This is a genomic window from Halopenitus salinus (assembly GCF_042662125.1).
GTDB lineage: Archaea > Halobacteriota > Halobacteria > Halobacteriales > Haloferacaceae > Halopenitus > Halopenitus salinus.
Window position 1 is genome coordinate 1 of record NZ_JBHSXL010000010.1, and the last position, 15806, is coordinate 15806.

A 15806-nucleotide genomic window follows, 5' to 3' on the forward strand; every position below is an offset into this window, starting at 1 on the left:
GAGTACGTCGAATACAAAGCCGAGGTGGTCGAGATCTCGGTCGAACAAGTGAGTCCCGCCTACACCTCCCAGCGGTGTTCGAAGTGTGGCTTCACTCACGAAAACAACCGCCCGAAGTCGGACGGGCAGGACGTGTTTGAGTGTTTGAAGTGCGGATACTCACCGCACGCGGACTACAACGCGGCGAAGAATATTGGTCTGAAACATCTCCGCTCGGCGCAAACGTCGTCGAGCGGAGGCGCACCCGTAAACGTGCGCTTGAATCGCGGGACGTTGAACGTGAACGGCGAGTACGAGCCTGCCAGCAATGGCCAGAACGGGAGTCCACGCGAAAGCCCCACCCTCAACGAAGCGAACGGCGAAGCCGTGAGCGAGTAGGGTGGGGTAGTTTACATCCACCCGAACGAATTAATACATCTAATACAAATAGTACAATAGGATGCCAATCAGTGCCGATCGGTTTGAATCGATCCCCGAGACGGAGGACGGCCCGACCCCGGGAACGAACGCCCACGAGGTACTTTCGTTCCTCGAAGCGCACTCGGCGGAAGCGTTTACCCAGAGCGAGATCGTGGAGGCCACCGGGATCAGCGAGGGTTCCGTCGGGCCGACACTCACTCGACTGCGGGACGAGGGACGCGTCGATCACAAGGGGATCTACTGGCGGGTCAGCGACCACGCCCGAAGTCTGGATGCAGCGGCGGCTCACGCGGACGACGTCGCCGCGAGTCACGAGGAGGAGCCGTTCGCGTACGACGAGTGGCAGGAGCACGCGGTTGATCCCCGGGACGATCGTGAGTGAACCGTACCGGAGGGGGGACGTCTTTTGGGCCCCCGACCCGTTCCGACGTGGATCGAACCCTCGGCTCTGGTTGGTCCTTGCCGCCCGGAATTTGCCGTATCCTGGTGAGGAGTACATCTGTGTGGCGCTCACGACCAGCGATCTGCCCGCAAACTACGAGGTGGGTGACGACTGGGAGACTGGCCGCGATCCGGACAACGTGTCGTACTGTTCGCCGTGGGTGGTTGGAACCATCAAACACCGAGTAGTGGCGAATCCTCAGGGACGGATCACAGAGGAACAAGGAGGAAGCCCACGGCTTCAGCCGTGGGAGGAATCCGACACTACACGTAACAAACCACGAGAGATAGTCACCCGACTCCCCAACACCATCCATAAGTTCATAAATAACTAGATAAATATGTGAAATACGGATGGTGGAGACGATTCGCACCGTCAAAGTCAAACTCGACGTACCCAACGGGCGGTGCAACGACCTCCATCAGACGAAAGATCAGTTTCTTCACTGTGCGAACACGACCGCAGCGTGGGCGTGGAGACACCCGAACGAGTACTGCGTCACCTCGAAACAAGAAGCCGAGAAGGCTCTGTACGAACGACTTCGGGATGAAACAGCGCTGACTGCGAACCTCGTCCAGAAGGGAATCCGGCGTGCTATCGAGGCTACCAAAAGTGGTGTTGCCCGACTCAAGAAAGGCGAGAACACCCGTCAACCACACTTCGACGCGTGGAGCGTCGTCTACGACAAGCGCAGCGCGACGTTCCACCGCGACCACGTGTCCCTGTCAACAATAAACGGGCGTGTCGAGTGCCCGTACGTAATTCCTGACGATCCCAAGGACACACCGATCGGTGAGTACCTGCTGAACGAGGACTATGAGTTCCGGATGTCCACGCTCCAATACGACCGCTCGACCGAAGCATTCTACCTCCACGCGCGAATGCGCCGCACCGAACGCGACGAACACGAGCAGTCCACGGCTGTGTCTTCTGATGCCAAGCACAGAACAGTCCTTGGCGTCGATCTTAACGTGGACGGCTCGCTCGCCGTGACTTCCACGGGCGCGTTCATCGGCAATGCCGACGAGATGAATCATCGACGCCGCGAGTTCGAGAAGACCCGCGGGTCGATGCAACAGGCAGGAACACGGTCGGCACACCTGTCGATTCAGTCGATGAACGACCGAGAACACCGCTGGATGAAAGACGAACTCCACTATGCCTCGAACCAGATTCTCGAGGAAGCCCGCGACCACGGGTGTACGCACGTCGCCTTCGAGAATTTGACAGATATTCGCGAGCGAATGGCTGGCGTAAAGCGATTCCATGCGTGGGCGTTCCGACGCTTGTACGAGTACGTGGAGTACAAAGCCGAGATGTTGGGGATTGAGGTCGAGCAGGTGAGTCCGGCGTACACGAGCCAGCGGTGTTCGAAGTGCGGATTTACGCACGAGACGAATCGGCGATCGAAACACCAGTTCGTGTGTCAAAAGTGCGAGTACGAACTGAACGCGGACTACAACGCGAGCAAGAACATTGCTCGGAAACTGTTGAACCGACTCCATTCGAGGCAGACGTCTTCGGATGGAGGCGCACCCTGTCAGTGTGCGCTGACGTCAGGGACGCTGAACCTGAACGGCGAGTTTATCGCCTCCGTCAGATCGACGGCAGAAGGGGAGTCCACCGACAAGCCCACGACTTCAGTCGTGGGTCACTGACACGGGAGTTCACGATCGTATGCTCGTACTATCTCTACGGGCAACTCGAACACGGCTCAGATATTGAGGAACAGTCTTAGGTACTACGGCACGTAGTACTAGATGTGAGCACCGACACTGACAACGAGGGGAAGACGACTCGCATCACGAGGAAGGGACAGGTTACGATCCCGAAGGAACTCCGCGAGGAATTCGGGCTCGAAGAGGGTGACGAACTCCGATGGGAAAAGACGGAGGAGGGCATCAGAGTTCGGAAGACGACCCGATCGGCGGGTCGCGGGATGCTCGTCGACGACGACGTTCCCGAGGAGAAACGAGAGGAGATGGCCGAAGAAATGGGATCCGAGATCCGTGAAAAACGCCGGTCGGAGTGGCAGCCGTGACACGTTACACCGTCGACGGGGTGGCGATGGCTCGGTACCTCGTCGACCGACTCCCATCGGCTGCGGACGAGATCTTCACGCGAGCTGAACAGGGTGTCGACGTCGTCGAAGCGCCGACGATCGCCATCAGCGAAGCGATCTGGACCGCCGTCAACAACGGCGAGATCGCCGGCGTCGAGGTGGACACGACTCCGAACGCGGTGCTGCGAGGGCTCGTGAACGACGGGCCAGTACGGGTCGCCCCGACCGATGAACAAGACCTCGCGGTCTTTGGGAGCCTTCTCGACCACTATACGCTCCACGACGCCTTACTCATCGCCAATCACCGCGTCCGCGGAACCGAGGCGATCGTTACGAAAGACAGGGAATTCTCCGGCGAGGACACCGTCTGGCGCTGACGCACCATCTCGAGAGTCGAGAAGAACAAGAAGAATGCCCGTCTGGGAGCCCGCATTCCTCGCTCAAAGTCCCCAGAAGTACACGATGCCGGCCGTCGTGACGACAGTCAAGGTCAGTAACCCACGACTAAAGTCGAGGGATTCCTCCTTGAATCTGTGTGAAGATCCGATTCGACAGGAAGGCATTTGCGTTCCTAGCGATTCTCATCGCCCATGATGAATTGGGAGAGCGAACGAGATATGGCGCGAGACGTCGAGGAGAACGAGGAGCTATTGGCATTTTTGGTGCTAAATCAAAATAGCGGGGTGACTGATTGCACCGTCACAACTACTCCGAATCTTTGAGGGCAGGTCACGCTCCTCCGCGGTGTCGAAGGCGATCACTCACCACTGCCGCCTTCCAACTCTTCGAGCTCCGTTTCGAGTTCCTCGCCAGTACGTCCCTCGCCGATTCGTTTCTCGGGTTCCTCGGGCGTGACATCCGCATTGCGGTGGCGATCGAACATTCGATCGACCTGGTTGAGACTCGAAACGTACCGTCGGACGTCCGTCCGTTCGTCGAGGGCGTGGTAGTACCCGTCGTCGGTCTTTCCGACGTAGCCGTCGTCGTAGAGGCGTTTGAGTGTCGTCGTGGCGGTCCCTCGAGGGATCTCGAGCGATTCCGTGACCTCTTGCGGGGAGTATCCCCATTCGGGATTTCGATACAGATACGCCACGATGTCCGACTTCGTTGTTCCCGGTCTGAGCGAGAGGTCGGGATCGTGGTCCTCGAGTAGTACCGGCATGTACCCGGATGTAGCCGATTGTATGATAAAGCTATTTCGGCCAATTCTCAGGCATGTTTAGGGCACTTCAGGGGTGTATCGAGGACAAACCACGAGACGCGGGCATTTCGAGATCTCCTCGACGACTCACACACCGCGTGCCGCGTGCCGATCGGACTGGGTCAGGCGGCATCGCGATCGACGGCGACCGGCGACGATCGACGGCAGCACGATCGGAATCGTCGACCGGACGACGGCCGAGCGCATCACCGGTCGTCTTGACGTTCGAGAACCGCAACGACGTCGGACAGATCGAAGAGACGGAGGTCACCACGATCGTTTGCAGCCTCCTCGACGGACCGTTTGAACCCGGAGCGGCTGAACAAGGCGAATTCGTACGTCGCCTCACCACCGCCGGGAGGCGTCCAGTCGATATGCTCCACGTCGTCTTCGAGACCCGCGAGCACGTCATATCCAAGGGGGGTGGTGGTGAATTTCGCTTCCCCGGCGATCACCGTTGACTCGTCGGTGGGTGCGACGATGTCGATCTCCCGCCCCTTGTACCACCACTGGCGTGGGAGCTGTGTGAGCTGGGCGTCAGGATAGAGCGCCGGGAGCGCCTGGTGACACAGCGATTCGAACGTTTCGCTGACGAAGTCGGACACTGTCGGTTCGATGAGATCCGCGTAGGCGTTCTCGCCGTAGAGTTCGTACTGCCCCTCGCGGCCGTAGAGATACCGGAAATAAAACCGGAACACGGGATCTCGAATCCGGTACCGAGTCCGCTTGCTGCGCGCCGGATCGGCGAATGCCGGATGGTGTTTCTCGATGATCCGGAGCGTTTCCAGCCGGTCGAAGTAGTACGACGTGTTGGTACTCGCGATGCCGGCTCCCTGGGCGATCTCGTTTCGACTCCGGTTCCCGCTGGCCATCGACTCCAGCACGGAGAAATACGTGTTCACCTCGGTAAGTTCCATCTGGAGGACAGTTTCGGGCTCGTCGTGGAGTGGGCCATCCGGATCGCAAAGCAGTCGCGTGATGTTCTCTCCGAGACTCCGTGCTGGATCGAGCGGGCTGAGATATCGAGGGGTGCCCCCGAAGACGCCATAGATGAACACCCGTTCTTCGGGATCGTACGTCGGGACGAATTCTTGGATGGAGCGAAACGGCAGCTGGGTGAGTTCGATGCGACCGTTCGGCGTTTGGGACACGCGCCCGTAGAGCGGCGCGCCACCATCGAGGACGTGGGTATGAATCATCCCGATCGCAGAGCCCGTGAGGACGAGCGTTGCCCGGCTCTCGTCGACGGCTGTATCCCACAGGTGTTGAATGACCGAGGGAAGCCCCTCGTTCGATTCGATGAGGTACGGGAATTCGTCGATGACGATGACCGCGTCCCTGTCGGTGAGATACGTGAGGAGTGGTTCCCACTCCTCTTTGACGGCGGTGACGTCCGGATAGGTCGTCGCTGCTGCCTCGACGAACCGACTGAGCTGTGTCGTCGCCGTCCCGTGGACTGCCTGGTAGTACACGGCATCGTCGCGGTCGGCGATCGATCGACGAACGAGTGCGCTCTTGCCGATCTGGCGGCGCCCATAGATGACTGCGAGTTCCGCAGCGTCGCTCCCATAGAGCGTCTGTAACCGATCGAGTTCATCGGCCCGATCGACGAACTGGTTCATACCTCCTGTCGGTGCGGGTGATACATATACCTCCCGGAGTTGGAAGTGAAACTATTATAGTCTAGACTATACTTATGCACACGATAATATTATCCTAGTCATACCAGTGGTTCGGATCGGCCTCAATGTCGAGTTCCTCGATCGCGATGTAGCCGACCTGACCGGAGAAGTGGTCGTACCGGGTATCGGATCAGGCTGGTTCAACTGAAGCGGTAGCGCGGAGTCTCCTTCCGCAAGGAGCGACCGAAGCGCTAGCGAAGGAAGCGAGTAGGGTGGGGTAGTTGACGAACGTCGGCCAGCTCCGGTCGGTCCTCGAGAAGGGTTCACGTGGCCGCGTGCGGATCTGCTATTGGCATTTTTGGTGCTAAATCAAAATAGCGGGGTGACTGATTGCACTGTCACAACTACTCCGGATCTCCGAGGACAGATGACGCTCCTCCGTGGCGTCGAAGGCGATCGCGAGGCCGCCACGAAGATGATCGAACGAACCGGCACGACGATTGAGGCCGAATTGGCGCCGCGACGCTTCGAGTCACCGCCCCGGAAACGGCCGTCGACGGTCTCGCGACCCTCGATCCCGTGTCGTCGATCGAACTCGAACCGGCGGACGTCCGACCGCTTGAGTTGGGAAACGGACCCTCCCGCAGTCGTGTGGTTGAGAAGCGAGGGATCATCCCGAGTCGTCGAGGACGGTCACTCAGGTAGGTTGCGTAAGTCTAGATGATCGCTTATGTGTTGATTTAAATCCTCAATACATCTCGATAAATCTATCAAAAGGCAATGCAATAGACTTAGGAGGGGGTAGGACTATCTCTAAGTCAAAATGGATGCCGAACGATTTGAACAGGGGCCGGGGACGATCGACCCGTACGATGGGCTTCCGTGTTATCGTCCCGAGAGTCTCCCGCCGTCGATCGAGTACACCGACGACGTGTTGCGGGTGTACGGCGATGCCCAGTATGCGCTCGGTCGACTTGCAACGTTGCACCGGAACGTGGACAACGAGAACCTGCTGATCGCGCCGTTCGTGGTTCGAGAAGCCGCGATGAGCTCACAGATCGAGGGGACGAACGTGACGGTGTCGGACATCATCCTCCACGACATCGATACCTCCCCGCAACGATCTGCTGCCGATTCAACCGACGTTCGTGAGGCATACAACTACGTCGACGCAATACGGGAGGGATTCGATCGATTGGCAGCCGGTGATCAGCTCTCCGTCACGATGATCTGTGACCTTCACGAAACGTTGCTCAGTGATGTCCGCGGGGTCGAGGAACACCCCGGGCAGCTCCGGGATGTGCCGGTCTACATCGGCTCACCGGATGGGTCGGCTGCGACAGCCCGCTTCATTCCGGCCAATCCTGACACCGTCGATCTCCTCTTAGAGCAACTCGTCTCGTATATGAATCGGGGCTCGTATCCACCGCTGATCGACGTTGCGATCACGCATTATCAGTTCGAGACGATCCATCCGTTCCGAGACGGAAACGGTCGGCTTGGGCGCCTGTTGATGATGCTCCAACTGTACGACGCAGGGCTGTTACCGGAGCCCTATCTGTATTTGAGTGCGTACTTCAATCGTCATCGACAGCAGTACCTCGACTATTTACTCGCTGTGAGTAGCGACGGAGCCTGGGAGCAGTGGATCACGTTCGTGCTTAATGCGATCGCCGAGCAGGCGATCGATGCGTATGACTGTGGTGTGGAGCTGCAGTCGCTCCGTGCTGACTATCACTCACTATTCCCGAATCGGCCTGTTGCGAGAGATGTGATCGATTACGTTTTCGAGGAACCGTATCTGACGGCGCCACGAGCGATCGAGGCGACGGGCCGCTCACGGCAGGCCGTTTACGACGCGATCGAGGCGCTCGAAACGGAGGGGATCGTCGATGAGATCTCGGATTCCGAACGCTATCGAGTCTATGAAGCGCCGGACATCCTTCGCGTCGTCGAATCGCCGTAGTCGGAGCGATCGAGACCCTTGCTGTTCGACTTGCGTGTTGCACACCCCGAAGACAACGTCCCAGCCCAGAGAGTGGATGGTGCTGAGGGAGAGGTCGGGATCGTGGTCCTCGAGTAGCACCGACATGGAATACCCAGATGTAGTCGATTGTCTGATAAAGCGATGTATCACCGTTGACCGCCGTTGGGAAATCGGTGCTTGACGCCGACGTATTTGTATACGTTGCATACATTGTGAAAAGTATGGGAACGATCTCGGCACGCGTGCCCGACGAGTTGGAGGCCGAGCTCGACGCGTATCTCGAAGAGGAGAACCTCGACCGGAGTACGGCCGTTCGAAAGCTCCTCTCCGAGGGTCTCGAGGAGTGGCGTCGCGAACGAGCGCTCGACCAACTTGCGGCCGGATCGATCACGTTCAGTAAAGCGGCAGAGCTGGCGGGGATGTCCGTCTGGGACTTCGCGCACCTCGCCAAGGACCGTGACATCACCTGGGTGGCGGACGACCATCTCGACGCGGATCTCGAGGCACTGTGAATGCGGGTCTTCGACGCGACGCCGCTCATCTACCTCGCGAAGGTCGATCGACTCACGCTCGTCCAGCACCTCCAGGTGTCGTGCGTGATACGAGCGCATACCCCCGTCTTTAGGCGGGGGGGTTAACTGGCGACTGTTGAGTCACGACGTCGATCGAATCGGGTACCGCTACGGGCTCACGACGGCGCCGAAGGCGATCGTGAATTTCCCACGACCCACACCGCGTCCCGCGTGCTGATCGGACTCAGTAGGTCTCGACCGCCACGCCCAATGCTTCGAAGTCCTCCATGTTCGCCGTGAGTACCGCGTCATCGAGGACGTCGGCCATCGCGGCGATGTACGCGTCGTTCGCCCCGATGCCGGCGTTCTTTCCGGCATGATCGTCCGCCTCCGCGAGGAGGGCGCCGGCCCGCCGTGCGATCTCCTCGTCGACGTCGATTCGGGGGTACCCCAGGAGACGGTTGCGTACCTCCTGTTCGGTCGTGTCGCTCCGCGCCGTGGCGACGCCGTAGTAGGTCTCCGCGACGACCGGCGTCGGGAGCCACTGCATCTCGCCGTCCGCGACGAGTTCCGCACCTTTCGAGAACGCGTCCGGATCCCCCGCCATCAGATCGAAGAGGTACGAGGAGTCGAGGATCACTTGTCGTGGTCTCCGTCGTCGAAGGCGCGGCGGGCGGTACTGAGCCGATCGCGGTCACGGCCGCGAAGATCCTGTATCGCCTCTTTGGCTGCGTCGGCTTCCGCCTCCGTCAGCAGGCCGGCGACGTCCTCGGGATGCGGACCGCGCGTCATTCGGCGAAGCGTCTCCTCCATCGTCTCGCCGGGTTCGTTGTGTGCGGTCAGCCACTCGTGGTAGTCCTCCGAGACGCGAATGGTTTTGACCATGCGATATATTGGGATATATGAGTCTAAGAGTCTTACGGCGGGTATCCTAGTGATTTGGAGGGCGTGCGTCGGCGACCGGCTAACGTGTGGCGTTGTCCGCCATCCGCCTCCTCACCGGTCGCCGAAGAGCCGGGCGAGGAGCCCGGCCTGACGTGCCCGCTCGGCGAGGAGGACGGAGCAGTCGACGTCGTCGACGACGTCCGCCACGACGCTCCCGTGGATGAGCCGGGGGAACAGCCCCCGCTCGCTGGCGCCGATCGCGACGAGCGTCGCGTCCGTGGCGGCCAGCCGGATCGCGTCCTCGACGTCGCCGGTCTCGACCCGGTGGGTGACCCCCTCGTCGCCGAAGCCGTGTTCGGCGGCCCACTCCCGGAGGAACGCCTCGCCCGCCTCGCGCTCGCCCTCGTCGGCGACGTGGAGGAGCGTGAGGTCGGCGTCGTAGCGGTCCCGGAGGATCCGGACGGCCTCCGCGCCGAGGTCGGTGTCCGGGCCGCCCGCCGTGGGCAACAGGATTCGCGAGGGGTCGAACTCGCGGTCCCGGAGCACGAGGAAGTCACACGGCAGCTCGCCGACCATCTCGTCGACGGCACCCTCGATGCGCCCCGGCTGCCCGTGGGAGCCGCGGCCCCACCCCATGACGACCTGGTCGGCGTCGTGGTCGCGCGCCGCGTCGAAGATCTCCGCGAACCCGCGGTGGGAGACGATGGTGTGCGTCTCGACGTCGACGCCGAAGGTCTCGGCGTCGCGGCGGGCCTGGTCGAGCACCTCGTGGTAGTTCTCCTCGTGCTCCTCCAGGTGGTCGGCGGCGTACTCGAGCGACGTCTGGTCGGGGACCGTCACGATGTGGACGGCGTCGACCACGCCGTCGTGGCGGTCGGCGACCGCGCTGGCGAGCGTGATGAGCGCCTCCTCGTGTTGGGGGTTGGCGAGCGGGACCATCACGCGAAACCGGCCGCCGTCGGGCTGGAGGCCCGCGGCCGCCGAGACCACGCTGTCGGGCATGCTGTCGGAGCGCTCGAGGACGTACTTCCCGAGGATCCCCTTCTTGTCGGCCCGCGAGCGGGCGTACACGAGGTACCAGACGACCCCGAAGGCGACGAACCCGCCGGCTAAGGCGATCTCGATCGGCCGCATGAACGCGATCAGCCCGAAGGAGGTGACGGCGCCGAGTATCGGCACGACCGGGTAGAACGGCACCGTGAAGTCGGGGTCGTACCCGGGCGCGTCCGCCTCGCGCATGACGATGAGCGCGAGGTTCAACAGGCCGTAGACGACGAGGTGGAGGACGCTGCCGGCCTTCGCCAGCGTCTCGACGTTGCCGACCGCGGTGAAGCCCAGGATCAACGCGCCGGTGATCGCGATCGACCGGTAGGGCGTGGCGAACCGCGGGTGGATCCGGTTGAGCCACGCGGTGATGAGCCGGTCGCGCCCCATCGCGAAGTTGATGCGCGAGGACGCGAGGATCGACGCGTTGGCCGAGGAGGCGGTCGCGAGCAGGCCGGCGAAGAGGACGAGCCCGCCGCCGACGGCCGCCAGCCCGAGGACGTCGCCGAAGGCCACCTCCGCGACGTCGATCACGGGGGTCCGCGAGTCCGCGAGGAGTTCCCAGTTTATCACCCCCATCAACACGACCATGATGATCGCGTACATGACGGTCACGATGACGACCGACCCGACGATGGCGAGCGGGAGGTTCCGCCCGGGGTTCTTTATCTCCTCGGCCACGGTCGTGATCTTCGCGAACCCGAGGTACGAGACGAACACGAGCGCGGTCCCGGGCAACAGCGCGTCGTACCCCTGGGGCGCGAACGGCCGCAGCGTCGAGAGGTCGGCGGTGAGCGCGCCCAGGATCGAGAAGGCCGTCAGGATGACCACGAGCAGGATGACGATGACGTTCTGCAGGCGTCCGGTCTCCTTGGCGCCCACGTAGTTCACGCCGACGAAGGCCGCGCCGGCGACGAGCGCGGCGACCTGCGTGCGCGAGAGCGCGAGGGGGCCGAGGCTCACCGCGGGGAGGGCGACGAGTTCGATGAGGAAGCTGCCGAACCCGAGCATGTAGAACGCGGAGGCGAACGCCAGGCCGATCCAGTTACCCATGCCCGCGATCGACCCGAACAGCGGCCCGAGGGCGTGGTTGACGTAGTAGTAGCTCCCGCCGGCCTTCGGCATCGCCGTCCCGAGCTCGCTCGCGGACAGCGCCGTGAAAAGCGAGATGACCCCGCCGACCACGAACGACGCCGCGACGAGCGGCCCGGCGACCGCCGCGGCCTCCCCCGGCAACACGAAGATCCCCGCCCCGATCATCGTCCCGACGCCAATGGTCAACGCCGCGAGGGGTCCCAGGTCCTTCGCGAGCTCCTCGTCGTCGGTGCGGCCGCTCATCGCGGATCACCGCCGAACGCCGCCGCCAGAGAGCCGATCGTCGAGAACACGCCGGACCACGTCTTCGAGAACACGCCGGACCACGTCTTCGAGAACACGCCGGACGACTGGAGCACATCAAACGCAGAGATCGCATCAAACGACTGGACCGCACCAAGCGACTGGACCGCACCGACCGCCGAGATCACACCGACCGATTCGTTCGCGCCGGGACGACCGTCCCAACGAGGGGGGCCCCGGTGAGGCCCCCCGGGATCGGGACGGGACCCGATGAGGTGTCGATCGAGGCGGGTCACCGGCCGATGCCAGCGCCCTGCCGTGGAGCCGTCTCGAGGACCCGGACGGAGTCGACCGGGACCGTTTCGTCTCGAGACCGGCGAGCGTCGCTCCCGAGGTCGAACTCGGAGGCGAAGCGACGATCGCGGCCCGTCTCGGGGGCGTCGTCGACGTGACGTAACGTCGCGTGCATGGTGATTGCAAGCGTGGCCACCCAGTTAACACTTGGTAGGCACCTGCTCCGGACTCGGGCGTTGACGATCTGGCGGTCCTCGATCCCGCGTCGTCGATCGAACTCGAACGGGCGACGCTCGAGTGGTCGACGATTCCGCATCCGTCGACCAATACAATGCGGAATCGACATCGCAGCGCGGTGAGACGTCGCGTCGTTCGTTTGTGCCACGCCCACCTGGGCGTCGATTCGGGCCCGCTGATGTTGTACTCCGAAACGTTTGTATTACTCTAAACTAAACGTATTACTGAATATGTCGAGTAGTTCGAGGGATCCGACTGTAGTACGCGTCTCACGCAAGGGACAGGCCACGATCCCGAAGCGACTGCGGGAGAAGTTCGGGATCGAGACGCCCGGTGAGGTGTTCGTCTACGAGGAACGGGGCCGCATCGTCATCGAGCCGGTGCCGTCGCCCGAGGAGCTACACGGGATCCACGCCGGGGACCACGAACCCGGCGCCGTACTGAAGCGAGTTCGTGAGCTGCAAGCGGACGAGCGCCGCCGTGAAGCGGAGCGAGTCGAACGACTTCGTCCGTCGGAGCACGAATGACCGGAGGGTACGTCTTCGATACCGAGGCGATCCTCGCCTACCTCTACAACGAGCCTGGCCACGAGACCGTCGCAGCACTTCTCGACGAGGTGTTTTCGGAGGAGTCGCCCGGCGCCATTTCGGAGACGAACGCCAGCGAGGTGTTCTATCTCGTCGCCCGGTTCGAAGGTGTCGAGGACGCTCCGACCGCCGTCTCGCTCCGCGAGGCGGATCGAGACGTCCGTGCGCTCGACCGGCAGGGAGTGACTATCGAGCCGGCCGACTGGCGCCTGGCGGCGGAGGTGAAGTCCCACGGTCGGATCTCGCTTGCCGACGCATACGCCGTTGCGCTCGCCCACGAACGGGATGCGACGCTCGTCGTCGGCGGTGACGACGACTTCGAGGATCTTCCGGTCGCGGTCGACGTGTGCCGGTTTCGCGAACACGGCGTGTAATCGGCAGGTGATGTTCCTCCGCGGCGTCGAAGCGATCGCGAAGTCGCCGTCGATCCGACTGAACCGACCACCGACTTGGTCATCGCACAGCAGTCAATCTGCATCGATGTCGTTCACGGATTGTCGATCGTTCACGAACTCCCCATGTCCACGTCCAAGCGCCGTCCGACGCGTGAGTTCACTCCTCGATCCGTTCGGCATCGGTGGACTCACACTCCGGACAGCCGAACCAGTACGAATCGAGGTCGGCCTCGGAGTCGAACTCCGTTCCACAGTCCTCACAGCGGTAGCTCGGCGTGTCGTCCTCGACGCCGATCGCCTCCTTGACGGTGTCGATTACGGACATCACCGAATACTGGCGGCGGGAGACGCTTATGACCGGCGCGAGACTGTGTCAGTCGAACAGCGAGTGACCCGTGAAGCCGAAATATCCCCGTCTCGACGCCGAACACGCGGGGATCGTCGCTTCACTGCGTGAAGTCCTCGTCCTCGAGGGGGTCGTGGCGGAGTTCGATGTTCACCTCGAACCCGGCGTCGATCAGCTCGAAGGTGACGCGTTCCAGCGAGGCCCGGTACACCTTTCGGTGGTTCCCCTCCGCGTCGATCTCGGTCTCCTCGCGCACCAGGTCGTGCTCCTGGCAGACGTTGAGGCGCCTATAAACGGTGGGTTGTGACACCGACAGCTGATCGGCAAGCTCCCCCGCCGACTTCGCCTCGGTGTTCGTCAACGCGAGGATCTTGCGCACCTCCTCGCTGCCGAGCACCTCGAAGACCGTCTCGGGGTCCCACTCGGAGGTCACACCGGGACATCGGCCCGCGGGTATAAATGTCGTTTCGTCACCACGATTCGCTCCAGTTGTACTCGTCTCCACCGGAATTCTAATACAGTTCGAATACAATAATTGTACTATGCCGGTGGACTTCGAGACGCATACGCCTGGTGGGTCGCGGATAGACCTCTCGGAAGGGTCGAACGCCGGAATGATACTCAAATACCTGCTTGAACACCGCGGTGTCGGGTTCACGCCCGCGGAGTTAGCCGAAGCGACGAACATCCCGAGGGGCAGCGTCGGACCAACGCTACAACGCCTGGAAGATGCCGGACTCGTTCGACACAAAGAGCCGTATTGGGCGGCGGCCGAGGACGATCGCCTCGCTGCGGCGGCGGCGTCAATCGTTGGTGTGGAGGCCGTTGCGGACCGGTTCAGCGACGACTGGTACGCGACCAACGAGGGCTGGGAGGACGATCTACCCGACCTGAGCAACGAGGCGTGATCGATGGCGTACCCACGGGGCGCGATCGTCCTTGCGACGGACCCGTTCGGAAACGCGCCGAAACGCCCGTATGTGGTTTTGTCGAACAGTACTCATCCATTTCACGGCCAGGAGTACGTAGCCGCCGTGATCACGACGACGGAACGGCACAACGCGATAGAGCTGACTCCGGAACGGATCGAGCGTGGAAGCCTTCCGCGACGATCCTTCGTATCACCTTGGTCCGTCACGACTCTCAAAGATGCGGTGATCGATACGCAACCAGCACAGGTGACGGGTGAGACCGTCGATGACACGCGACGTGAATTGAACAAGTATCTGGAAGGTTGATCGGGAGTATTCTCCGACTACGGAAACGAACCGCCCGAAACGTTGGGACCCTAACGGAACGCGATCGTTGACGTCAACCCGACGCCGCCCGGTGCGTGGAGGCGTCGTCGTCAGTTACCGCCCGGACCGCCCGCGTGGTCCGGCGGTCCGCGTTCGCCATCATCGTCGTCTTCCTCGGACTCGTCGTCGGTGTCGTCCTCGTCCTCCTCGTCCGCTTCATCGTCAGCATCGTCCGCATCCGCTTCATCGTCAGCGTCGTCAGCATCCGCTTCCTCTGATTCGTTCTCCTCGTCAGCGTCGTCGTCCTCGGACTCATCCTCCTCGGACTCGTCTTCGTCGTCAGCATCGTCCTCATCGACGTCGCCGTCATCAGCATCGTCGCTCTCCTCGTCGGCGTCGTCGGTGTCGGTCTCGTCCTCTTCCTCCTCGGCGTCGTCGTCGTCGTCGACATCATCGGATTCGTCGTCAGCGTCGTCGCCCGGACCGGCGTGAGCCGGCGGTCCGCGCTCGCCGTCGTTCGCCCGATCGGAGTTCCCCGGCGCATCACCGGCGTTGCCCGGTGCATCATCGGCGTTGCCCGGGTTGTTCGACGTCACGAACTCCGAGACGGCGGAGCCGATCCCACCGTCGCGGTCGTCGGTCTGCTGGATGAACTCGCGGACCAGCTGGCCGAACGGCGTGTCCTCCGCGGACTCGTCGTCATCGCCGGCGGTCAGATCGACCGTCGTCGAGACGCTCTCGTTCCCGGCGGTCGCGGTCACCTCGACCGTCACGTTCTCCTCGGCGGCAGGGAGGCCGACCGTCCCGTTCTCGTCGGTCGTGTACTCGCCCTCGCCGGCGTACGTGACGTTCTGTCCCTCGGCGGTGGTGACGTTCACCGTCGCGTTTTCCACCGCGCTGTCGTTCTCGGTCACTGTGACCGTCGGTTCGTTGCCGGCATCGTCGACGGTCACGCCGAAGTCGCCCTCGGCGGCCGCGACGCCGGCCATCGCGCCGATCGCGACGACCGCGATCAGCAGCAGTCCGATCGTCTTCGTGCCTGTGGTTTCGCTCATGTCCACTCGGGCCCTGTCCCTGGTCGGTTATAAAGAGATGAATCGGTTAAGTCGGTTTAATTCCGTTTGTATCCCGGTTAAAGCCGTTCTACCGTCGGAATCCGACAAACGGAGTCCGTACGCGGACTCGTCGCCGATCAC

The 15806-nt window shown here is 62.2% G+C and carries 21 protein-coding genes and 1 pseudogene; 12 read left to right on the plus strand and 10 right to left on the minus strand.

The window, feature by feature from the left end:
- From ACFQE9_RS13335 to ACFQE9_RS13360, 6 genes are all read left to right on the plus strand, one after another.
- Nucleotides 1-378, plus strand: a 378-nt coding sequence (locus tag ACFQE9_RS13335) for a zinc ribbon domain-containing protein (RefSeq protein WP_379745634.1), incomplete at its 5' end; no start/stop codon positions are given.
- Nucleotides 379-439: 61 nt separating this feature from the next.
- Entirely contained in the window at nt 440-802 is a 363-nt protein-coding gene (locus tag ACFQE9_RS13340; RefSeq protein ID WP_379745637.1) for a MarR family transcriptional regulator, read from the plus strand.
- Nucleotides 693-1196, plus strand: a complete 504-nt coding sequence (locus tag ACFQE9_RS13345; protein WP_379745640.1) for a hypothetical protein — start codon at nt 693-695, stop codon at nt 1194-1196. Before ACFQE9_RS13340 ends, ACFQE9_RS13345 begins: the two co-directional genes overlap by 110 nt.
- A gap of 19 nt (nt 1197-1215) precedes the next feature.
- The gene (locus tag ACFQE9_RS13350; protein ID WP_379745642.1) at nt 1216-2520 is read left to right on the plus strand and encodes an RNA-guided endonuclease InsQ/TnpB family protein; all 1305 of its coding nucleotides are present in this window, start codon (nt 1216-1218) and stop codon (nt 2518-2520) included.
- Between the two features lie 104 nt (nt 2521-2624).
- The gene (locus ACFQE9_RS13355) at nt 2625-2903 is read left to right on the plus strand and encodes an AbrB/MazE/SpoVT family DNA-binding domain-containing protein (RefSeq protein WP_379745645.1); all 279 of its coding nucleotides are present in this window, start codon (nt 2625-2627) and stop codon (nt 2901-2903) included.
- Nucleotides 2900-3301, plus strand: a complete 402-nt coding sequence (locus ACFQE9_RS13360) for a hypothetical protein (protein WP_379745647.1) — start codon at nt 2900-2902, stop codon at nt 3299-3301. The genes ACFQE9_RS13355 and ACFQE9_RS13360 overlap by 4 nt, the downstream gene beginning before the upstream one ends.
- Before the next feature lie 380 nt (nt 3302-3681).
- On the opposite strand, the gene ACFQE9_RS13365 is transcribed toward ACFQE9_RS13360, so the two are convergent.
- Both ACFQE9_RS13365 and ACFQE9_RS13370 read right to left on the minus strand, forming a co-directional pair.
- Nucleotides 3682-4086, minus strand: a complete 405-nt coding sequence (locus ACFQE9_RS13365) for a MarR family transcriptional regulator (protein ID WP_379745650.1) — start codon at nt 4084-4086, stop codon at nt 3682-3684.
- Between the two features lie 245 nt (nt 4087-4331).
- A complete protein-coding gene (locus ACFQE9_RS13370; protein ID WP_379745653.1) occupies nt 4332-5747 on the minus strand; it encodes an ATP-binding protein in 1416 nt (471 codons plus the stop codon).
- 940 nt (nt 5748-6687) lie between these two features.
- Here ACFQE9_RS13370 and ACFQE9_RS13375 point away from each other — a divergent pair.
- Both ACFQE9_RS13375 and ACFQE9_RS13380 read left to right on the plus strand, forming a co-directional pair.
- Nucleotides 6688-7713 carry a Fic family protein gene (locus tag ACFQE9_RS13375; protein ID WP_379745656.1) on the plus strand — a complete coding sequence of 342 codons (1026 nt, stop codon included), beginning with the start codon at nt 6688-6690 and terminating at the stop codon, nt 7711-7713.
- A 242-nt stretch (nt 7714-7955) separates the two neighbouring features.
- Nucleotides 7956-8246 carry a UPF0175 family protein gene (locus tag ACFQE9_RS13380; protein WP_379745659.1) on the plus strand — a complete coding sequence of 97 codons (291 nt, stop codon included), beginning with the start codon at nt 7956-7958 and terminating at the stop codon, nt 8244-8246.
- Nucleotides 8247-8490: 244 nt separating this feature from the next.
- On the opposite strand, the gene ACFQE9_RS13385 is transcribed toward ACFQE9_RS13380, so the two are convergent.
- The 5 genes from ACFQE9_RS13385 to ACFQE9_RS13405 form a co-directional block, all read right to left on the minus strand.
- A complete protein-coding gene (locus ACFQE9_RS13385) occupies nt 8491-8886 on the minus strand; it encodes a PIN domain-containing protein (protein ID WP_379745662.1) in 396 nt (131 codons plus the stop codon).
- Complete coding sequence (locus tag ACFQE9_RS13390) at nt 8883-9131, minus strand: hypothetical protein (RefSeq protein WP_379745665.1); 249 nt, start codon at nt 9129-9131, stop codon at nt 8883-8885. Before ACFQE9_RS13390 ends, ACFQE9_RS13385 begins: the two co-directional genes overlap by 4 nt.
- A gap of 111 nt (nt 9132-9242) precedes the next feature.
- Nucleotides 9243-11513: an amino acid permease gene (locus tag ACFQE9_RS13395; protein ID WP_379745668.1), complete on the minus strand. Its 2271-nt coding sequence runs from the start codon at nt 11511-11513 to the stop codon at nt 9243-9245.
- Nucleotides 11510-11701: a hypothetical protein gene (locus ACFQE9_RS13400; protein ID WP_379745671.1), complete on the minus strand. Its 192-nt coding sequence runs from the start codon at nt 11699-11701 to the stop codon at nt 11510-11512. The genes ACFQE9_RS13395 and ACFQE9_RS13400 overlap by 4 nt, the downstream gene beginning before the upstream one ends.
- A gap of 104 nt (nt 11702-11805) precedes the next feature.
- Entirely contained in the window at nt 11806-11982 is a 177-nt protein-coding gene (locus tag ACFQE9_RS13405; RefSeq protein WP_379745674.1) for a hypothetical protein, read from the minus strand.
- Between the two features lie 292 nt (nt 11983-12274).
- Here ACFQE9_RS13405 and ACFQE9_RS13410 point away from each other — a divergent pair, with 292 nt between their 5' ends.
- Nucleotides 12275-12571, plus strand: coding sequence for an AbrB/MazE/SpoVT family DNA-binding domain-containing protein (locus ACFQE9_RS13410; RefSeq protein WP_379745677.1), 297 nt, complete (start codon nt 12275-12277; stop codon nt 12569-12571).
- Nucleotides 12568-13005: a PIN domain-containing protein gene (locus ACFQE9_RS13415; protein WP_379745680.1), complete on the plus strand. Its 438-nt coding sequence runs from the start codon at nt 12568-12570 to the stop codon at nt 13003-13005. The genes ACFQE9_RS13410 and ACFQE9_RS13415 overlap by 4 nt, the downstream gene beginning before the upstream one ends.
- Nucleotides 13006-13183: 178 nt before the next feature.
- On the opposite strand, the gene ACFQE9_RS13420 is transcribed toward ACFQE9_RS13415, so the two are convergent.
- Both ACFQE9_RS13420 and ACFQE9_RS13425 read right to left on the minus strand, forming a co-directional pair.
- Nucleotides 13184-13351: an FmdB family zinc ribbon protein gene (locus ACFQE9_RS13420; protein WP_379745683.1), complete on the minus strand. Its 168-nt coding sequence runs from the start codon at nt 13349-13351 to the stop codon at nt 13184-13186.
- 121 nt (nt 13352-13472) lie between these two features.
- The gene (locus ACFQE9_RS13425) at nt 13473-13805 is read right to left on the minus strand and encodes an ArsR/SmtB family transcription factor (protein ID WP_379745686.1); all 333 of its coding nucleotides are present in this window, start codon (nt 13803-13805) and stop codon (nt 13473-13475) included.
- Between the two features lie 109 nt (nt 13806-13914).
- On the opposite strand from ACFQE9_RS13425, the gene ACFQE9_RS13430 reads away from it, so the two are divergent.
- Together ACFQE9_RS13430 and ACFQE9_RS13435 are read left to right on the plus strand one after the other, a co-directional pair.
- Nucleotides 13915-14280 (plus strand): winged helix-turn-helix domain-containing protein, encoded by a 366-nt coding sequence (locus ACFQE9_RS13430; protein ID WP_379745689.1) that lies wholly within the window; start codon nt 13915-13917, stop codon nt 14278-14280.
- Between the two features lie 3 nt (nt 14281-14283).
- The gene (locus ACFQE9_RS13435; RefSeq protein WP_379745692.1) at nt 14284-14610 is read left to right on the plus strand and encodes a hypothetical protein; all 327 of its coding nucleotides are present in this window, start codon (nt 14284-14286) and stop codon (nt 14608-14610) included.
- Nucleotides 14611-14720: 110 nt separating this feature from the next.
- Here the strand turns inward: ACFQE9_RS13435 and ACFQE9_RS13440 are convergent.
- Nucleotides 14721-15557, minus strand: a pseudogene (locus ACFQE9_RS13440) (hypothetical protein); the annotation flags it as partial.
- Nucleotides 15558-15806 lie beyond the last annotated feature (249 nt).

Excerpts from the sequence above, each read along its gene's own strand:
- ACFQE9_RS13410 (WP_379745677.1), top strand. The coding sequence starts at position 12,275 with ATGTCGAGTAGTTCGAGGGATCCGACTGTAGTACGCGTCTCACGCAAG.
- ACFQE9_RS13350 (WP_379745642.1), top strand. The coding sequence starts at position 1,216 with ATGGTGGAGACGATTCGCACCGTCAAAGTCAAACTCGACGTACCCAAC.
- ACFQE9_RS13365 (WP_379745650.1), bottom strand. The coding sequence starts at position 4,086 with ATGCCGGTACTACTCGAGGACCACGATCCCGACCTCTCGCTCAGACCG.
- ACFQE9_RS13430 (WP_379745689.1), top strand. The coding sequence starts at position 13,915 with ATGCCGGTGGACTTCGAGACGCATACGCCTGGTGGGTCGCGGATAGAC.
- ACFQE9_RS13340 (WP_379745637.1), top strand. The coding sequence starts at position 440 with ATGCCAATCAGTGCCGATCGGTTTGAATCGATCCCCGAGACGGAGGAC.
- ACFQE9_RS13420 (WP_379745683.1), bottom strand. The coding sequence starts at position 13,351 with ATGTCCGTAATCGACACCGTCAAGGAGGCGATCGGCGTCGAGGACGAC.
- ACFQE9_RS13345 (WP_379745640.1), top strand. The coding sequence starts at position 693 with ATGCAGCGGCGGCTCACGCGGACGACGTCGCCGCGAGTCACGAGGAGG.
- ACFQE9_RS13380 (WP_379745659.1), top strand. The coding sequence starts at position 7,956 with ATGGGAACGATCTCGGCACGCGTGCCCGACGAGTTGGAGGCCGAGCTC.
- ACFQE9_RS13405 (WP_379745674.1), bottom strand. The coding sequence starts at position 11,982 with ATGCACGCGACGTTACGTCACGTCGACGACGCCCCCGAGACGGGCCGC.
- ACFQE9_RS13390 (WP_379745665.1), bottom strand. The coding sequence starts at position 9,131 with ATGGTCAAAACCATTCGCGTCTCGGAGGACTACCACGAGTGGCTGACC.
- ACFQE9_RS13370 (WP_379745653.1), bottom strand. The coding sequence starts at position 5,747 with ATGAACCAGTTCGTCGATCGGGCCGATGAACTCGATCGGTTACAGACG.
- ACFQE9_RS13435 (WP_379745692.1), top strand. The coding sequence starts at position 14,284 with ATGGCGTACCCACGGGGCGCGATCGTCCTTGCGACGGACCCGTTCGGA.
- ACFQE9_RS13395 (WP_379745668.1), bottom strand. The coding sequence starts at position 11,513 with ATGAGCGGCCGCACCGACGACGAGGAGCTCGCGAAGGACCTGGGACCC.
- ACFQE9_RS13415 (WP_379745680.1), top strand. The coding sequence starts at position 12,568 with ATGACCGGAGGGTACGTCTTCGATACCGAGGCGATCCTCGCCTACCTC.